Origin of the sequence: Mycobacterium sp. NPDC050041 (assembly GCF_049541695.1) — a bacterium.
Classification (GTDB): domain Bacteria; phylum Actinomycetota; class Actinomycetes; order Mycobacteriales; family Mycobacteriaceae; genus Mycobacterium.
This window is the reverse complement of sequence record NZ_JBMVDG010000002.1, coordinates 597952-614177: the sequence shown is the minus strand read 5'-3', so window position 1 is coordinate 614177 and position 16226 is coordinate 597952. Positions and strand designations below refer to the sequence as shown.

Genomic DNA, 16226 nt, shown 5'->3' with positions numbered 1-16226 from the left:
TTCACTGTCGGCGTCGTGACGTGTGACCTGCTCAACCTCTAGGCTTGGCACATGCGAACCGCGTACCACGAACAGCTGGATTCCCTGACGAGGCAGCTCGGCGAAATGTGCGGCCTGGCGGGTACGGCGATGGAACGCGCGACGCAGGCTCTGCTTCAGGCCGATCTGGTGCTGGCCGAGCAGGTGATCAGTGATCACGAGCAGATCTCCGCGCTGAGCGTCCGCGCCGAGGAGTCCGCGTTCGTGCTGCTGGCGCTGCAGGCCCCGGTGGCCGGTGACCTGCGCTCGGTCGTCGGTTCGATCCAGATCGTCGCCGACGTCGACCGGATGGGCGCACTGGCCCTGCACGTCGCGAAGATCGCGCGGCGCCGGCACCCCCAGCACGTGCTGCCCGAGGAGGTCAACGGCTACTTCGCCGAGATGGGCCGCGTCGCGGTCGAACTCGGCAACGCCGCGCAGGAGGTGCTGCTCACCCGCGATCCGGAGAAGGCCGCCCGCATCCAGGAGGAAGACGATGCGATGGACGACCTGCACCGGCACCTGTTCACGGTGCTGATGGACCGCGAGTGGAAGCACGGCGTGACGCCCGCCGTCGACGTGACGCTGCTCAGCCGGTTCTACGAGCGCTTCGCCGACCACGCCGTCGAGGTGGCGCGCCGGGTCATCTTCCAGGTGACGGGCACCTATCCGACCGAGGAGCAGATCCCCACGCCGCGCTGACGTCAGCCGGCGAGCACTTCAGGCGGAGATGGACGGCGCCAGGCGGTAGCCGGCGCCGCGGATGGTGCGGATGAACTCGCCGTGTTCGGGATCATGACCGAGCTTCTCGCGCAGGCGCCGCACGTGCACGGCAACGGTGTTGGTGTCGGCGGGATGACCCCACACGGCGCGGCTGATCTCGTCGCTGCTGGCCACCCGCCCGCGGCGCTCGATCAGGAACACCAGCAGCTCGAGTTCGCGCTGGGTCAACTGGACGTCGCGCCCACGCACGCGGGTCTCGTAGCCGTGCGGGTCCACCTCGATCGGGCCCGCCGTGTGGACCTTCGGATCCCGTCGGAAATCCCTGATCCCGTTGAACGCGAACGGCGCGATCGTGTTGATGTCGTACGGACGGATTATCAGCGCCGACGCCCCTGCCGACAGCGCCCGGCGCGTGACCTCGTCGGCGCTGGGCGCGCCGATCAGGATCGGCAGACTCCACCTGTTGCGCACCGCAGACGTGATCCGCGCGGCGTCGACGATGCTGGTCCGTGCGGCCAGCACCAGCACATTGGGTTGTTCGACGCCGATGGCCAGCAGCGCCTCGACGCCGTCGTCACACCAGGTGGTCTCGATGCCGATCTTCGCCGCATCGTCCATCAGGCGTGTGGCGACACCGGGATCTGTGTCGACCAGCATCAGCGTTCCGCGGGTGGGCGGGACCGCCGCGCGGTGCTGCCCCAAGCCCGCGTCGGTGCGCCGGACCTCAATCGTCACGCGTCACCGCCTCGCCCGTCCCTCTGTCGCCCCCTCGCGCGACGTGCATGCAGCGCCCGTCAGCCGAAGCGGCCCGAGATGTAGTCCTCTGTCGCCTTCTGCGTCGGGTTGGAGAAGATCTTCTCCGTGTCGTCGACCTCGACCAGCTGCCCGGGCTTGCCGGTCGCCTCGAGGTTGAAGAACGCCGTCTGGTCGCTGACCCGGGCGGCCTGCTGCATGTTGTGGGTCACGATCACGATCGTGTAGTCCTGCTTGAGCTCGGCGATCAGATCCTCGATGGCCAGCGTCGAGATCGGGTCGAGCGCCGAACACGGCTCGTCCATCAACAGCACGTCGGGCTGGACCGCGATGGCGCGGGCGATGCACAGCCGCTGCTGCTGACCACCGGACAAACCACCACCCGGCTTGTCCAGCCGGTCCTTGACCTCATTCCACAGGTTCGCGCCCTTGAGCGAACGCTCGGCGACCTCTTCGAGCGCCTTCTTGTTGCGCGTCCCCTGCAGCTTGAGTCCTGCCACCACGTTGTCGCGAATCGACATGGTGGGGAACGGGTTCGGCCGCTGGAACACCATGCCGATGGTCTTGCGGACGCTCACCGGATCGATCCCCGAGGCGTAGATGTCCTCGCCGTCGAGCAGCACCGAACCCTCGACACGGGCGCCGGGGATCACCTCGTGCATCCGGTTCAGTGTGCGCAGCACGGTCGACTTCCCGCAGCCGGACGGTCCGATGAAGGCGGTGACGCTACGCGGCAGCACCGCGAGACCCACGTTGGACACGGCGTGGAAGCTGCCGTAGTAGATGTTGAGATCCTTGAGATCCAGGCGCTTGGCCATGATGCTCCTAAACTCTGTTCCGCGTGAGGTATCGGTTGATGAAGGCAGCGCCGAGGTACAGGGCCGCGATGATGAGGATCAGGGTCAGTGCGGCACCCCAGACCCTCAGCGCGCCTGCCGCTTCCGGGTTGATCAGCTCGGTGTAGATCAGCAGGGGCAGCGACGCCATGTTGCCCTCGAAGGCGTCGAAGTTGATCGACCGGCTGTAGCCGACGAGCACCAGCACCGGCGCCGTCTCACCCATGACCCTGGCCAGGGCGAGCAGGATGCCGCTGATCATGCCGGGCAGCGCAGTCGGCACCACGACGCGCATGATGGTCTTCCACTTGGGAATTCCCAAGGCGTAGGACGCTTCTCGCAACTCGTCGGGAACGAGCTTGAGCATCTCCTCGGTGTTCCGCACGACGACGGGCAGCATCAGCAGCACCAGAGCCAGCGACACGGCGAAGGCGCTCTGTTCGAAGCCCAGCGTCGCGATCCACAGCGCGAAGACGAACAGCGCGGCCACGATCGACGGCACACCGGCGAGGATGTCCACCATGAACGTGGTGACCTTGGCGAACCGGCCCCGGCCGTATTCGACCAGGTAGACCGCCGCCATCACGCCCAACGGCACGGACAGCACGGCGGCGATGGCCGCCTGGATCAGGGTGCCGTAGATCGCGTGGTAAACGCCGCCGGCGAACTCCTCCGGCAGCACCCCCGCCAGCGAGTTGGTCCACCACGTGGACAAGGTCATCGCGCGGACGCCCTTGGCCAGCACGGTGTAGATCAGCCACACCAACGGGATCATGGCGATCACGAAGGACGCGGTGAACAGCGTCGTCGCGATGTTGTTCTTCAGTTTTCGGCTGACGCTGACCGGGTGGAAGGTCGGGGCCTTCACCGGCTGGTCGAGCGATGACGTCGTTGCGGTCATCCGCCGCTAACCCTTCCGCCGGCCGCTGCCCGGGCCAGCGCATTGACCACGAAGGTCAGCGCGAAGAGCACGAAGCCGGCGGCGATGTAAGCACCTGTGGGCAGTGGCGCACTGAATTCCGCTGCTGCCGAAGCGATCTTGGACGCGAATGTGTAGCCACCGTCGAACAGCGACCAGTGGCCGGCCTGCGCCGCGGTGCGCAGGATGATCAGGATCGCGATCGTCTCGCCGAGCGCGCGGCCCAATCCGAGCATGGATGCCGCGATCATGCCGCTGCGGCCGTAGGGGAAGACCGTCATCCGGATGACTTCCCACTTCGTGGCGCCGAGAGCCTGCGCGGCCTCGACGTGCCCGCGCGGGGTGAGGGCGAAGACCTCGCGGGTGACCGAGGTGATGATCGGCAGGATCATCACCGCCAGCACGATTCCTGCCGTGAAGATCGTTCCGCCGCCCGCCAGCGACACGTTGCCCTGGGAGAACAGGAAGAACCAGCCGAGGCTGTCGTTGAGGAAGGTCGCGACCGGGCTGAGCCACGGAGCGAGTACGAAGATGCCCCACAGACCGAAGACGATGGACGGCACGGCCGCCAGCAGGTCGACCAGCATGCCGAACGGTTTCGCCAGCCGCTTGGGTGCGTAGTTCGTCAGGAACGCCGCGATGCCGATCGCGATGGGCACGGCGATGATCAGGGCGAACACGGAGCTGAGCACCGTCACCATGAACAGGTCGCGGATGCCGAAGCGCAGATTGCTGGAGTCGCTGGTGAGGAACTCGGTGCTGGTGAGGAAGTTCGCCTGGTTGGCCTGCAGCGAGGGAATCGCCTTGATGATCAGGAAGAGCGCCATCAGCGCGATCGCGCCGATGATGGTGGCGCCGGCCGCGATCGCGATGGACTTGAAGACGGTGTCGCCCCAACGTCCTTCGCCCTGCTTCAAGGCCGATCCCTTCCGGTTCTTGGTTGCCTTCTCGGGCGTGTGCCCGCCCTGCTGTGGGCTCGTCGTCTCCGACGAGCCCACAGCGGTCGAGTCTGGTGTGACAGCCATTGTGTGTTGGCTGCTACGCCGTCGCGTTGATGGCGTCGACAGCCTTGGTCAGCCGCGTCTTGAACGCCTCGGGCACCGGGATGTAGCCGTTGTCCTCGAGTCCATTCTGCCCGTTGCCGAGGGCCGAGTTCAGGAACGCCTTGACCGCGGTCGCCACCTCGGCGTCCGGGTACTTCGAGCACACGATCTCATAGGCCGCGAGCATGATCGGGTAGGACCCGGCCTCGGTCGGCTTGTAGAACGACGCGGTGTCCAGGACGAGGTCGTTGCCCTCACCCTTGAACTTGACGGCGTCGATGGCCTTGCCCGCCGTCTCCGAGCTCAGTTCCACCGGTTCGGGCCCGGCCGACGTGATGATCTTGGCGATCGACAGGTTCTGCGACTTGGCGAACGACCACTCGTTGTAGGTGATCGAACCCGGCGTGCTCTTGATCGCCGCCGAGGTGCCCTCGTTGCCCTTGGCGCCCTCACCGACACCGCCCGCGAAGGACTTGCCCGCACCCTTGCCCCAGGACCCGTCCGACGCGGCATCCAGGTACTTCTGGAAGTTGTCGGTCGTACCGGACTCGTCGCTGCGGAAGATCACGTTGATGGGCTCGGCCGGCAGGGTGGCGCCCCCGTTGAGCGCCGCGATCTCAGGCGCGTTCCAGGTCTTCACCGCGCCGTTGAAGATCTTGCCCAGCGTGGGTCCGTCCAGCACCAGGCCGTCGACGCCGGAGACGTTGTAGGTCACGGCGATGGGTCCGAAGACGGCGGGAAGGTTCCACGCTTCGCTGCCACCGCAGCGTTCCTTGGCCTTCTCGACCTCGCCCTTGTCCGCGCTGAGCGGGGAGTCCGAGCCGCCGAAGTCGGTCTGGCCGCCGAGGAACTCCGAGACGCCGGCACCCGATCCGCTCGAGGTGTAGTTCAGGGTGAAGCCGGGGCAGTCCTTCTCGTAGGCATTGATGAACCGCGTCATCGCGTTGGCCTGGGCGCTCGAGCCGCTCGCCTTCAGCGCTTCCTTGCCGCCGCACTGACCGGCCGCCTGCGATCCGGATTCGCCGGATCCCGATCCCGAAGAGGTGTTGTTGTCGCTGCCGCACGCCGACAGCAACAGGGCACCGGCGGCCAGCAGGCCGAGCGCAGCACCAGAACGATTCGCCTTCACGAAGCTCCTTCTAGAGTTCACGGGTGGACGCTGCCCGTCGTCGGCGCGTCAAGCAGACCCATTGCTGCTCGGCTGTGAACCTAAAGGGACGCCATGAATGAATTACCTACGCATGGTGAACGCAGAATGAACCGCGACGGCGGAGTGCGCCACATTCTCACAACGTGTTGACAGGATCGGACGCATCCGGCCCGCCTCGCCGCAGCCGGGTCGCGAGTGCGTCCACCCGGGCAGCGATGTCGTCGCGGACGAGCCGCATCCGTTCGATGCCGTCGATGCCCCGCTCGGACGGCTCGTCGGTGTCCCAGTTCTCGAAGCGCGTTCCCGGCACGGGTTCGACCTCGGCTTCCCGGCCCAGGGTGACCACCAGATCGACCTTCTCGACCAGTTCCGGATCGATCGATGTCGGCGTCTGTCGGTGATGTCGACGCCGACCTCGGCGAGCACTTCCGCGGAGAGGGCGTTCACGGCAGTGCCCGGCCGGGTGCCCGCGGAGTAGACATCGACGGACTTCGCTGCGACCCTGCGCATGAGCCCCGCGGCCATCTGTGACTTGCCGCCGTTCTTCACGCACACGAACAGCACCGCCGGCTTCGCGTGTTCAGGCATGTCGAACACCCCCGTCATCCGATGCGGCGCGGTCAGATGGCGAGAATCGGCGCCGCAGCGCGAGTGAGACGTACACCAGGGCGACGAGCACCGGCACCTCGATGAGCGGGCCGACGACACCGGCGAGCGCCTGCCCGGACGTCGCTCCGTAGGTGGCGATCGCGACGGCGATGGCCAGTTCGAAGTTGTTGCCCGCAGCGGTGAATGCCAGTGTGGTCCTGCGCGCGTACCCCAGGCCGATGGCCGCGCCGAGCAGGTATCCCCCGCCCCACATCACGGCGAAGTACACCAGCAGCGGCAGAGCGATCCGTGCCACGTCGAGTGGGCGACCGGTGATCTGCTCCCCCTGCAGGGCGAACAGGACGACGATCGTGAAGAGCAGGCCGTAGAGCGCCCACGGCCCGACGGCAGGCAGGAATCTCGACTCGTACCAGTCCCTCCCCTTCGCTCTCTCACCGAACCGGCGCGAAAGATAGCCCGCCACAAGCGGAATGCCGAGAAAGATCAGCACCGACTCGGCGATCTCCCATGGCGACGTGGAGATGGCGGCCTGTTCGAGACCGAGCCAGCCCGGCAGCACCCACAGGTAGAACCAACCCAGGACCGCGAACATGATCACCTGGAAGAGTGAATTGAGGGCGACCAGCACGGCAGCGGCTTCCCGGTCGCCACAGGCCAGGTCGTTCCAGATGATCACCATGGCGATGCACCTGGCGAGGCCGACGATGATCAGCCCGGTCCGATACTCCGGCAGGTCGGGCAGCATGAGCCAGGCCAACGCGAACATCAGCGCGGGCCCGAAAACCCAGTTCAGCACAAGGGAACTCACGAGCAGCCTGCGATCGCCGGTGACGGTGTCGAGGCGGTCGTAACGCACCTTCGCCAGCACCGGGTACATCATGATCAGGAGACCGAGAGCGATGGGCAGTGAGACACCGTCGATCGCGACGCGACCCAGCGCGGTGTCCAGCCCGGGGATCCCGCGGCCGAGCAGCAGGCCGGCGGCCATCGCGAGGCCGATCCACAGCGGCAGGAACCGGTCGAGGGTGGAGAGCTTGCCGACGACGTCCGTGGTGTCGGCGGTCGCAGCTGTCCGGGTCATGCCGGGGCTCCGGCCGCCACGTGCTGCGGGCCGGCGGCGAACAATGCCGCCAGATCGCGCAGTGCATCCGGTGCCACGGCGTAGTAGACCCATGACGCGCGCCGTTCGGACGTGAGCAGTCCGGCGTCGCGCAGCACCTTCAGATGGTGCGAGATCGTCGGCTGTTTGACGTCGAGGCCCTCGGAGATGTCGCAGACGCAGGCCTCGCCGTTCGCGCGGCTGGCGATGGCACTGAACAGCCGCAGCCGCACGGGATCGGCCAGTGCCTTGAGCGTGGCGGCCATCTGTGTGGCGCCGTCCGCCGTCAGCGGCTCACGCAGCAGCGGCCCGACGTCACAGCAGTCGGACGGTTCGACGGGCGGCCGATTCGACATCCGTCGATATTGACACTGATCGAATCGGCGGGCAAACGAACGTCGAGTGGCCGAGCCCAGGCCTCAGGAGCCCAAAGGGGCACCGGCGGCATACGCGACGTCGACGCTGTGGATGTCGAAGCCCAGCTTCCGGTAGGTGTTCACCGCCGCCGCGTTGTCCGCCTCGACGTAGAGCATGACCGTCGGCTCCGCGCTCTCGGACAGCCGCTTCGCGAGGTGATGCAGACCCGTCAGCGTGAGCGTCGCGCCGAGTCCGCGGCCCTGGGCCGCGGGGTCCACGCCGACCACGTAGACCTCGCCGAGATCGCCGTCGTGAATCTTCGTCCAGTGGAAGCCGAGCAGTTCACCGGTGGTGTCATCGCGACCGAGGAACAGCCCGTCGGCGTCGAACCACGGCTCGCCACGGCGCTCGGCGATGTCGGCGTCGGTCCAGCCGCCCTGTTCCGGATGCCAGGCGAAGGCGGCGTTGTTCACGCGCAGCAGGTCGGCGTCGTCGGCCGGTCCGGAGTAGGTCGTGATGGTCACACCCTGCGACGTCACCGGCGCGGGAAGGTCGCGCAGCGAGCGGCGCATCTGCAGCAGTTCGCGGCGCACCACCAGACCGAGTGACCGGGCAGTGGCCTGGGCGGGCTCCAGGTTCCCGTGCGCCCAGATCCTGGCGTCCTCGCCACCCGCGGCAAGACCGGCGGTCGCCAGTTGCGATCCGACACCACGGCGGCGCGACGGCGGATCCACCACCAGTTCGGCCATCGCGGGGGCATCGTCGGAGGCGGCAGCGAGGTTCAGATAGCCCACGATGTCGTCGCCGTCGAGAGCCACCAGGTGGCGCGTCCGGTCGGCGTCCAGTTCCCGCAGCACCTGATCCCCCACCGGCGCGACGCCGTCCGCAGTGGTGGCGGTGCGGATCAGCGCACGGATGCGGTCCTGGTCGGCCGCGGAGAGATCGGTGCGCCAGTCGAACGTCGTCACTGCGTGCGGAGCGGGTCGAACGACTCGGGCACGCTGTCCGGCGCGTGCGCGTAGTCGTCCTCCTCGTCGTCGTCGGACAACTCCGTGCCGGGAGCGGGCGGGCGGCCGCGCGCGGGCCGGACCGCTTTGTACCCGACGTTGCGCACGGTGCCGATCAGCGACTCGTACTCGGGACCCAGCTTGGCGCGCAACCGGCGCACGTGCACGTCCACCGTGCGGGTGCCGCCGAAGAAGTCGTACCCCCACACCTCCTGCAGCAGCTGGGCGCGGGTGAACACCCGGCCCGCATGCTGGGCGAGGTACTTCAGCAGCTCGAATTCCTTGTAGGTGAGGTCGAGCGGCCGTCCGCGCAGTCGTGCCGTGTAGGTGCCCTCGTCGATGACGAGCTCACCGAGGCTGACCTTGCCGACGTTCTCCTGGTTGGCCATGCCGCCGCGGCGTCCGACCAGCAGGCGGAGGCGGGCGTCGATCTCGGCGGGACCGGTGCCCGGCAGCAGGATCTCGTCGAGCCCCCACTCGTGGTTCACCGCGACCAGGCCGCCCTCGTTGACCACGGCCACGACGGGCACCGACGTGCCGGTGGTGCCCAGCAGCCGGCACAGGCCGCGTGCGGCGGCGAGGTCGGTGCGTGCGTCGACGATGGCGATGTCCGCGGTGCCGGCCTCGAGCAGAGCTGACACCTCGGTCGGCGCCGATCGGACGTTGTGCGCGAGCAGCGCCAGTGACGGCAGGACCGACTCAGGATGCGGATCGACGGTCAAGAGAAGTAGGTCCACAGGCCCTCCAGCGTCCCCGGGGTGCAATCAACTCCTGCGGTGATCTCCCAGATTCATGCCTGACATGTCGCCGTTACCGGCTGTTGGTCACGTAACGATACCGCGCCACCTGCGGATCAGCCGCGTCGAGCGGACCGCGCCGGTCGAGGTAGGCCAGAATGTCCAGGTGCGCAGGCTGCTGATCGGACTGGGGGCGACGCTGACCGTCCTGGTCGTCACCGCGGTCGGCGCCGACTTCGGCGCCGCGATCTACGCCGAATACCGACTGGCCAGGGCCGTGCGCAGCGCCGCGGACCTGGAGTGGGACCCGTCGGTGGCGATTCTGGGCTTCCCGTTCGCCACCCAGGCGATGGACCGGCACTACGACGAGGTCGAGATCCGGGCCAGTGGCGTTGATCACCCGGTGGTCGGCAAGGTCTCCCTGGAGACCACCCTGCACGACATCGGCCTCGGCCAGGCGTCGTGGCTGGTGAGGCCGCAGGCGCCGCTTCCGGTCGGCAAGGTGGAGAGCCGCATCATCATCGACTCCACCCACGTCGGGCGCTTCATGGGGATCCCCGACCTGCTGGTGGAAGCGCCGTCGCGGGAGACCAACGACTCCACCGGCGGCACCACCGAGTCGGGTATCTCGAGCAACCGCGGACTGGTGTTCACCGGCACCCCGAAGTCCGCGGACGTGACCGAGCGGGTCAGCGTGGCGGTCGACCTGTCCCGGCCGGCAGGCGACCAGAGCACGCTGGTGCTCACGGCCACCGGAGTGCTCACCGGCCCCGGTACCGCCGACCAGGAGGTGCCCGAGGACAAGGTGGCCGCGGTCCTGGCCGCGTTCAGCACCACGATGCCGGGCCAGGAGCTGCCCTTCGGCATCGCGCCCACCAGCGAGGGCGCCCGCGGTTCGGACATCATCATCGAGGGCATCGCGGAGGGAGTAACGATCGCGCTGGGGGGGTTCACACAGTCATGAGCACACAGTGGGCGGTGGTCATCACCGTGCTGATCGCCGTCTTCGGCGTCGCCTTCGTCGTCGGCCGGCTGATGTCCATGCGCGCCGGAATGCTGAAGGGGGCCGAGGCCGCGGCCGACGTCGACACCTCCGATCTCGGGTTGTCGGGCACAGGTCCGACCATCGTGCACTTCAGCGCGGTGTGGTGCGGCCCGTGCGCCGCGGTGCGCAAGGTGGTCAACCAGGTGTGCGCCGAACTACCCGCGGTCGCGCACGTGGAGATCGACATGGACGCCAATCCGGCGGCGGCCCGGCGGCTTTCGGTGCTGTCGCTGCCCACCACACTGATCTTCGACGCCGACGGCAGGCCGCGGTACCGCACGACCGGCGTGCCGAGGGCCGCTGACCTGCGTTCTGCGGTCGAGCCGCTGTTGGCCTGATCACCCTGTCATTGGGTAAGCTGACCGACGTGTTCGCCCGCATCGAGCTTGTGCTCACCAAGCGCCGCGCAGTTGATCTGTGCCGCGTCGCGGGTTGTTGCTGTTGTTGTTGTAGCTGCTGAGCGCCCTCGCGTCGTCACGCGTCCGCTCGGAGCAGGCCTTCGTGGCATGCCCGTGACCAGCCCAACCGTGCAACAGGAGCAGATTCATGACCATCACGCCGGACCACGTGGACGTGCGCGGACCCCGGTTCGTCGCATGGGTCACCACGGCCGTGCTCGTGGCGACGTTGTTGACGGCCGCGGTCGATGAGGCCGCCGCCGCCGTCGTTCTCGCCGTGCAGGCCGCGGTGTTCGCGATCGGAGCGGTGCGCGGACCGCGCGGCCATCCGTACGGCGCGCTGTTCAGCCGGGTCATCGCGCCGCGCCTCGGTCCGGCCACCGAGACCGAACCGGTGCCGCCGCTCAAGTTCGCCCAGGTCGTCGGCCTGGTGTTCGCCGTCGTCGGCGTGGCCGGCTTCGCCCTGGGGCTGTCCCCGCTGGGTCTCACCGCGACGGCGTTCGCGCTGTTCGCGGCGTTCCTCAACGCAGCCTTCGGCATCTGCCTGGGCTGCCGGCTCTACCCGCTCGCCATCCGCCTCCGCCGCAGTCCCGCTCATTCCTGATCGAATTCACAAGCAACCGAAGGGATCTCATCCATGGCACGCTCCGACGTCCTGGTCACCGCAGACTGGGCCGAGAGCAATCTCGAGGCGCCGAACGTCGTCTTCGTCGAGGTAGACGAAGACACCTCGGCGTACGACGGCGGTCACATCCAGGGCGCCGTCAAGCTCGACTGGAAGACCGACCTGCAGGATCCGGTGCGCCGCGACTTCGTCGACGCCGCGCAGTTCTCCAAGCTGCTGTCCGACCGCGGCATCGGCAACGACGACACCGTGGTCCTCTACGGCGGCAACAACAACTGGTTCGCCGCCTATGCGTACTGGTACTTCAAGCTGTACGGCCACCAGGACGTCAAGCTGCTCGACGGCGGCCGCAAGAAGTGGGAGCTCGACGGTCGCGCGCTGTCGACCGAGCCGGTCAACCGCTCTGCCACCACGTACACCGCCCAGGCGCCGGACACCAGCATCCGTGCCTTCCGCGACGAGGTGATCGAGGCCATCGACAGCAAGAACCTGGTGGACGTGCGCTCCCCCGACGAGTTCTCCGGCAAGATCCTCGCGCCTGCGCACCTGCCGCAGGAGCAGAGCCAGCGGCCGGGGCACATCCCCGGTGCCATCAACGTTCCGTGGAGCAAGGCGGCCAACGAGGACGGCACGTTCAAGTCCGACGACGACCTGGCGAAGCTGTACGCCGAGGCCGGGCTCGACGGCAGCAAGGAGACCATCGCCTATTGCCGCATCGGCGAGCGTTCCTCGCACACCTGGTTCGTGCTGCGCGAGCTGCTGGGCCACCAGAACGTCAAGAACTACGACGGCAGTTGGACGGAATACGGTTCCCTCGTGGGAGCCCCGATCGAGTTGGGAAGTTGATTGATATGTGCTCTGCACCGAAGCAAGGGCTGACGTTGCCCGCCAGTGTCGACCTCGAGAAGGAGACCGTGATCACCGGCCGCGTGGTCGACGGATCCGGGCAGGCGGTCGGCGGGGCCTTCGTGCGGCTGCTGGACGGCTCCGACGAGTTCACCGCCGAGGTCGTCGCATCGGCCACCGGTGACTTCCGGTTCTTCGCCGCACCCGGCACCTGGACGCTGCGCGCGCTGTCGCCCGCAGGCAACGGCGACGCCAGCGTCGCCCCGTCGGGCGCCGGCATCCACGAGGTCGACGTCAAGGTCGCCTGACCGCCTCCTGACTCGTTGGCGCGAGTGCGCGTGTCTGCACGGCGACACGCCGACGATAGTGAGCAATCACGCACGCTCGCGCCGACCCGCGGCTTCATGCCGTGGGCGTCAGACGGTTAGACTCGCATCGTGGTGCTGTTCTTCGAACTCCTCCTGGTCGCCTGCACCGTGGTGATCACCTGGTTCGCGCTGTACGCGGTGTATCGCCTCATCACCGACGAGTCGTGAGCTCCCCCGACGGCCCCGAGGACCTCACCGGTTCGATTTTCGGCTCGGGCGACAGGGCGGTGGCTGCGGCCGCGCAGCGCGCGAGAGAGACGGCGCCGCGCAACATCCCGGTGTTCGACGACCTGCCGCTGCCGACCGACACCGCGAATCTCCGCGAGGGTGTGGACCTCAACGAGGCGCTGCTCGCCCTGCTGCCGCTGGTGGGCGTCTGGCGCGGCGAGGGCGAGGGCCGCGGCGCGGGCGGCGACTACCGCTTCGGGCAGCAGATCGTGGTCAGCCACGACGGCGGCGACTACCTCAACTGGGAAGCGCGCTCGTGGCGCCTCACCGAGACCGGTGAGTACGACCGGCCCGCACTGCGCGAGACCGGCTTCTGGCGGTTCGTCCCCGACCCGGCCGACCCGTCGGAGTCGCAGGCGATCGAACTCCTGCTGGCGAACTCCGCCGGCTACGTCGAACTCTTCTACGGCCGCCCCCGCAACCAGTCGTCGTGGGAACTGGCCACCGACGCGTTGGCGCGCAGCAAGTCCGGCGTGCTCGTCGGCGGCGCCAAGCGGCTCTACGGCATCGTCGACGGCGGCGACCTGGCGTATGTCGAGGAACGGGTGGACGCCGACGGCGGGTTGGTGCCGAACTTGTCTGCCCGGTTGTCTAGATTCGTCGGATGACGCGCCGCCTCGGAATCTGTCTCGGTACCGGACTCACCGCAGTCGCCCTACTCGCCGGGTGCTCCTCGGAGAGTGCGCCTCCCCCGGATCCGTCGACCTCCGAGACGCCCAGCGGCCACGGCACCTTCGCCGAATGCCTTGGCGCACATGGCGTTCCCGCGCCGCCCGGGCCCGTCGCCGGGCCACCGCCCGGGGTGGACGCCGCGAAGTGGAAGACCGCCATGGACAGCTGCTCCACGTTGGCACCCGGCCCCGCCGGCTAAACAGCCTGCAGCGCTGACCCGTCACCCGCGACGCACCCGGGCGAGGAACTCCCGGGTGCGCTCATGGGTCGGGTCGGTGAGCAGTTGTTCGGCAGGCCCGGATTCGACGACGACCCCGCCGTCGACGAAGCACACCGTGTCGGCGACCTGGCGGGCGAAGCCCATCTCGTGGGTGGCCATCAGGATGGTGCGGCCCGCCGCCGCGAGTTCACCGACGAGGTCGAGCACGTCGCCGACCAGTTCGGGGTCCAGCGCGCTGGTGATCTCGTCGAGCAGGAGCAGCCGCGGCTCATACGCCAGGGCGCGCGCGATGGCGACCCGCTGCTGCTGACCGCCCGACAGCGTGTCGGGATAGCAATCGGCCTTGTCCGACAACCCGATCCGGTCGAGCAGCTCACGTCCGCGACGGTCGGCCTCCCGCCGCTCGGCGCCGTGCACCACCCGCGGGGTGAGCGTCACGTTGGCCAGCGCGGTCATGTGCGGGAACAGGTTGTAGGACTGGAACACCATGCCGATCGCCCGCCGGGCGGCGTCGGCGTCGACCCGGGGGTCGCTGATGTCGCGGCCGTCGAGCAGGATCTGCCCGTCGTCGATCTCCTCGAGCAGGTCCACACACCGCAGCAGCGTGGACTTGCCCGAGCCGGACGGCCCGATGAGCACCACCACCTGGTGCTCGCAGACGTCGAGGTCGATCCCGTTCAGTACGGTTCGTCCGTCGTAGCTCTTGCGCAGGCCGCGGATCGACAGCACCGTCGCCGCGGCGGCGCTCACACCGCCCCCTGACGGGTCGCGGCGCGGCGGGCCACCCAGTCGGCGAGCCGCGCCGACGGCACGGCCAGCGCCACGAACAGCAGCCCGGCCACCACGTACGGGGTGAAGTTGTAGGTCGAGGCGGACTCGATCTGCGCGGCGCGCACCGCGTCCACCGCGCCGAGCACGGAGATCAGCCCGCAGTCCTTCTGCAGCGCGACGAAGTCGTTCAGCAGGGCGGGGGTGACGCGCCGGACCGCCTGCGGCAGCACCACCAGGCGCATGGTGCGGCGGTAGTCGAGCCCCAGTGACTTCGCGGCCGCCAGTTGCGACGGGTGCACCGATTCGATGCCGGCGCGGAACACCTCGGCGACGTAGGCCGAGTACACCAGGACCAGAGCCAAGCCGCCGAGCAGCACGGGGTCGTTCGGCACCCCGTTCAGCCGCAGCCCGGGCAGGCCGAATCCGACCAGGTAGAGGCAGATCAGCAGGGGCAGTCCGCGGAACACGTCGACGTACCCGGTCGCCATGGCGCGCACCGGGAACCACACCGGCCCCCGCGAGGCCCGCACCAGCGCCAGTGCGAGGCCGACGACTAGTACCAGCACGGTCGCCACCGCGAGCACCCGCAGGTTCAGCCAGAGCCCCGACAACACCGCGGGCAGGCTGTCCCAGCCGATGCGCAGATCGAAGAACGATTCACGGACCCGCGGCCAGCCCGGTGCGTTGGTGACGACCAGCAACAGCACCGCGGCGAACACCACGGTCGACAGCAGCGCCACCAGCGTGGAGCGGCGGGCCCTGCTGCGGCGGAACGCCTGCCGGTCGAGCAGTGGCGCGGAGACGACGGGTGGTGTCACGAGAGGAACGGCGCCGCTCCCGGCCCGGCCAGCCACTCCTTCTGCAACCGGAACAGCACCCCGTCGTCGCCCAGCTGGTCGACCGCCTGTGACACACACGAGGTCAGAGCGCTGCCCTTGTCCAGCACGATGCCGAACTGTTCGGCCTTACCGGGCTCGGACGGCAGCTGACCGACGATCTTCGACTCGGGCAGTTCCATCTGCACCGCGAAGGCGGTCGGCAGGTCCAGCGCCAGCGCGTCGATCTGTCCGCTGACCAGCGCGGCCTTGGCATCCTCGTTGTTGTTGTACACCGAGACCTCCGCACCGCCGCTGACCTTCTGCGCGGCTTCGAAGCTGGTGGTGCCCACCTGCGCGCCCACCCGCACGTCACGCAGCCCGTCGAGGGTGGTCACCGACGCCGCGGGCGACGACGGCAGCGTGATGAATGCTTGGGTGACGTCGAGGTACGGCGAGGAGAAGTCGACGGCCTGCCTGCGTTCGTCGGTGATGGAGAACTCGGAGAGGTTGGCGTCGAAGTTCTTGGGTCCGGGGGCGATCGCGGAGTTGAACGGCACCCGCTCCCAGCGCACGTCCTCCTTGGCGTAGCCCAGCTTCTCGGCGACGGCGTAGGCGACCGCCGATTCGAAGCCCTGGCCGTTCGCCGGGTCGTCGTTGATGAACCACGGCTGGTAGGCCGGTTGGTCGGTGGCGAAGGTCAGCACCCCGTCGGTCAGGGTCGGCAGCGCCTCCTTCTGGCAGCTCTGCGCCGAAGGAGCAGACGGTGCGGATTCGTCGGCGGGGGCGCAGGCGCTCAGCACGGCCAACGCGATCAGTGCGGGCCCGGCCACCAAGATCGGGAGTGTGCGCATGGCCGCGATCTTCGCGTACTCGGTGGGGCGGCGCCAACCGGCACCCGTGATGCGGACATGGAGCGACCCCCGAGCCAAGGATCCACAGCTGGACGGACCGAGGGGCTCGGGGGCCGGGTGACTGCGGGGAATT

The 16226-nt window shown here is 68.4% G+C and carries 21 protein-coding genes and 1 pseudogene; 9 read left to right on the top strand and 13 right to left on the bottom strand.

The window, feature by feature from the left end; all coding sequences use genetic code 11:
* The first annotated feature begins 51 nt into the window (after positions 1–51).
* The gene (gene phoU, locus ACPCHZ_RS08270; RefSeq protein WP_364975535.1) at positions 52–720 is read left to right on the top strand and encodes a phosphate signaling complex protein PhoU; all 669 of its coding nucleotides are present in this window, start codon (positions 52–54) and stop codon (positions 718–720) included.
* An 18-nt stretch (positions 721–738) separates the two neighbouring features.
* Here the strand turns inward: phoU and ACPCHZ_RS08265 are convergent, their stop codons facing one another.
* From ACPCHZ_RS08265 to ACPCHZ_RS08220, 10 genes and pseudogenes are all read right to left on the bottom strand, one after another.
* Positions 739–1476, bottom strand: a complete 738-nt coding sequence (locus ACPCHZ_RS08265; protein ID WP_423484290.1) for a winged helix-turn-helix transcriptional regulator — start codon at positions 1474–1476, stop codon at positions 739–741.
* Between the two features lie 59 nt (positions 1477–1535).
* Positions 1536–2312, bottom strand: coding sequence for a phosphate ABC transporter ATP-binding protein PstB (gene pstB / locus ACPCHZ_RS08260; protein WP_302913165.1), 777 nt, complete (start codon positions 2310–2312; stop codon positions 1536–1538).
* A gap of 7 nt (positions 2313–2319) precedes the next feature.
* Positions 2320–3231, bottom strand: coding sequence for a phosphate ABC transporter permease PstA (gene pstA, locus ACPCHZ_RS08255; RefSeq protein WP_423484289.1), 912 nt, complete (start codon positions 3229–3231; stop codon positions 2320–2322).
* Positions 3228–4274, bottom strand: coding sequence for a phosphate ABC transporter permease subunit PstC (gene pstC, locus ACPCHZ_RS08250; protein ID WP_423484288.1), 1047 nt, complete (start codon positions 4272–4274; stop codon positions 3228–3230). The genes pstA and pstC overlap by 4 nt, the downstream gene beginning before the upstream one ends.
* Before the next feature lie 13 nt (positions 4275–4287).
* Positions 4288–5421, bottom strand: coding sequence for a phosphate ABC transporter substrate-binding protein PstS (gene pstS / locus ACPCHZ_RS08245; RefSeq protein ID WP_423484287.1), 1134 nt, complete (start codon positions 5419–5421; stop codon positions 4288–4290).
* Between the two features lie 157 nt (positions 5422–5578).
* Positions 5579–5788, bottom strand: a complete 210-nt coding sequence (locus tag ACPCHZ_RS08240) for a hypothetical protein (protein ID WP_423484708.1) — start codon at positions 5786–5788, stop codon at positions 5579–5581.
* Between the two features lie 35 nt (positions 5789–5823).
* Positions 5824–7132 (bottom strand): annotated as a pseudogene (gene arsB, locus ACPCHZ_RS08235) (ACR3 family arsenite efflux transporter); the annotation flags it as partial.
* Positions 7129–7506 (bottom strand): ArsR/SmtB family transcription factor, encoded by a 378-nt coding sequence (locus ACPCHZ_RS08230; protein WP_423484286.1) that lies wholly within the window; start codon positions 7504–7506, stop codon positions 7129–7131. The gene ACPCHZ_RS08230 and the pseudogene arsB, both read right to left, overlap by 4 nt.
* A 63-nt stretch (positions 7507–7569) precedes the next feature.
* Positions 7570–8475: a mycothiol synthase gene (gene mshD / locus ACPCHZ_RS08225; protein WP_423484285.1), complete on the bottom strand. Its 906-nt coding sequence runs from the start codon at positions 8473–8475 to the stop codon at positions 7570–7572.
* On the bottom strand, positions 8472–9251 hold the full coding sequence (locus tag ACPCHZ_RS08220) for a winged helix-turn-helix transcriptional regulator (protein WP_423484284.1): 780 nt from the start codon (positions 9249–9251) through the stop codon (positions 8472–8474). The genes mshD and ACPCHZ_RS08220 overlap by 4 nt, the downstream gene beginning before the upstream one ends.
* Before the next feature lie 166 nt (positions 9252–9417).
* On the opposite strand from ACPCHZ_RS08220, the gene lmeA reads away from it, so the two are divergent.
* The 8 genes from lmeA to ACPCHZ_RS08180 all read left to right on the top strand — a co-directional run bounded on the left by lmeA (position 9418) and on the right by ACPCHZ_RS08180 (position 13632).
* Complete coding sequence (gene lmeA, locus ACPCHZ_RS08215) at positions 9418–10215, top strand: mannan chain length control protein LmeA (protein WP_423484283.1); 798 nt, start codon at positions 9418–9420, stop codon at positions 10213–10215.
* Positions 10212–10634 (top strand): thioredoxin family protein, encoded by a 423-nt coding sequence (locus tag ACPCHZ_RS08210; RefSeq protein ID WP_423484282.1) that lies wholly within the window; start codon positions 10212–10214, stop codon positions 10632–10634. Before lmeA ends, ACPCHZ_RS08210 begins: the two co-directional genes overlap by 4 nt.
* A gap of 29 nt (positions 10635–10663) precedes the next feature.
* Positions 10664–10756, top strand: coding sequence for an Ms5788A family Cys-rich leader peptide (locus tag ACPCHZ_RS08205; protein ID WP_364975562.1), 93 nt, complete (start codon positions 10664–10666; stop codon positions 10754–10756).
* A gap of 86 nt (positions 10757–10842) precedes the next feature.
* On the top strand, positions 10843–11298 hold the full coding sequence (locus tag ACPCHZ_RS08200) for a DUF4395 domain-containing protein (protein WP_423484281.1): 456 nt from the start codon (positions 10843–10845) through the stop codon (positions 11296–11298).
* Positions 11299–11331: 33 nt separating this feature from the next.
* Positions 11332–12165 (top strand): sulfurtransferase, encoded by an 834-nt coding sequence (locus tag ACPCHZ_RS08195; RefSeq protein ID WP_423484280.1) that lies wholly within the window; start codon positions 11332–11334, stop codon positions 12163–12165.
* Positions 12166–12170: 5 nt separating this feature from the next.
* Positions 12171–12473 carry a DUF1416 domain-containing protein gene (locus ACPCHZ_RS08190; RefSeq protein ID WP_264013941.1) on the top strand — a complete coding sequence of 101 codons (303 nt, stop codon included), beginning with the start codon at positions 12171–12173 and terminating at the stop codon, positions 12471–12473.
* Between the two features lie 224 nt (positions 12474–12697).
* Complete coding sequence (locus ACPCHZ_RS08185; protein ID WP_364975570.1) at positions 12698–13369, top strand: FABP family protein; 672 nt, start codon at positions 12698–12700, stop codon at positions 13367–13369.
* The gene (locus ACPCHZ_RS08180) at positions 13366–13632 is read left to right on the top strand and encodes a hypothetical protein (RefSeq protein ID WP_364975573.1); all 267 of its coding nucleotides are present in this window, start codon (positions 13366–13368) and stop codon (positions 13630–13632) included. The genes ACPCHZ_RS08185 and ACPCHZ_RS08180 overlap by 4 nt, the downstream gene beginning before the upstream one ends.
* Before the next feature lie 21 nt (positions 13633–13653).
* On the opposite strand, the gene ACPCHZ_RS08175 is transcribed toward ACPCHZ_RS08180, so the two are convergent.
* Genes ACPCHZ_RS08175 through ACPCHZ_RS08165 form a run of 3 tightly spaced genes read right to left on the bottom strand, consistent with a single transcriptional unit; the run spans position 13654 to position 16093 of the window.
* Entirely contained in the window at positions 13654–14403 is a 750-nt protein-coding gene (locus ACPCHZ_RS08175) for an amino acid ABC transporter ATP-binding protein (RefSeq protein ID WP_423484279.1), read from the bottom strand.
* Positions 14400–15242, bottom strand: coding sequence for an amino acid ABC transporter permease (locus ACPCHZ_RS08170; protein WP_423484278.1), 843 nt, complete (start codon positions 15240–15242; stop codon positions 14400–14402). Before ACPCHZ_RS08170 ends, ACPCHZ_RS08175 begins: the two co-directional genes overlap by 4 nt.
* On the bottom strand, positions 15239–16093 hold the full coding sequence (locus ACPCHZ_RS08165; protein WP_423484277.1) for an ABC transporter substrate-binding protein: 855 nt from the start codon (positions 16091–16093) through the stop codon (positions 15239–15241). The genes ACPCHZ_RS08170 and ACPCHZ_RS08165 overlap by 4 nt, the downstream gene beginning before the upstream one ends.
* Positions 16094–16226: the final 133 nt, after the last annotated feature.

Bases quoted from the DNA above. Each gene is read 5' to 3' on its own strand.
- pstB (WP_302913165.1), bottom strand. From the start codon at position 2,312: ATGGCCAAGCGCCTGGATCTCAAGGATCTCAACATCTACTACGGCAGC.
- ACPCHZ_RS08200 (WP_423484281.1), top strand. From the start codon at position 10,843: ATGACCATCACGCCGGACCACGTGGACGTGCGCGGACCCCGGTTCGTC.
- ACPCHZ_RS08210 (WP_423484282.1), top strand. From the start codon at position 10,212: ATGAGCACACAGTGGGCGGTGGTCATCACCGTGCTGATCGCCGTCTTC.
- ACPCHZ_RS08180 (WP_364975573.1), top strand. From the start codon at position 13,366: ATGACGCGCCGCCTCGGAATCTGTCTCGGTACCGGACTCACCGCAGTC.
- pstC (WP_423484288.1), bottom strand. From the start codon at position 4,274: ATGGCTGTCACACCAGACTCGACCGCTGTGGGCTCGTCGGAGACGACG.
- ACPCHZ_RS08165 (WP_423484277.1), bottom strand. From the start codon at position 16,093: ATGCGCACACTCCCGATCTTGGTGGCCGGGCCCGCACTGATCGCGTTG.
- pstA (WP_423484289.1), bottom strand. From the start codon at position 3,231: ATGACCGCAACGACGTCATCGCTCGACCAGCCGGTGAAGGCCCCGACC.
- ACPCHZ_RS08195 (WP_423484280.1), top strand. From the start codon at position 11,332: ATGGCACGCTCCGACGTCCTGGTCACCGCAGACTGGGCCGAGAGCAAT.
- ACPCHZ_RS08230 (WP_423484286.1), bottom strand. From the start codon at position 7,506: ATGTCGAATCGGCCGCCCGTCGAACCGTCCGACTGCTGTGACGTCGGG.
- ACPCHZ_RS08190 (WP_264013941.1), top strand. From the start codon at position 12,171: ATGTGCTCTGCACCGAAGCAAGGGCTGACGTTGCCCGCCAGTGTCGAC.
- phoU (WP_364975535.1), top strand. From the start codon at position 52: ATGCGAACCGCGTACCACGAACAGCTGGATTCCCTGACGAGGCAGCTC.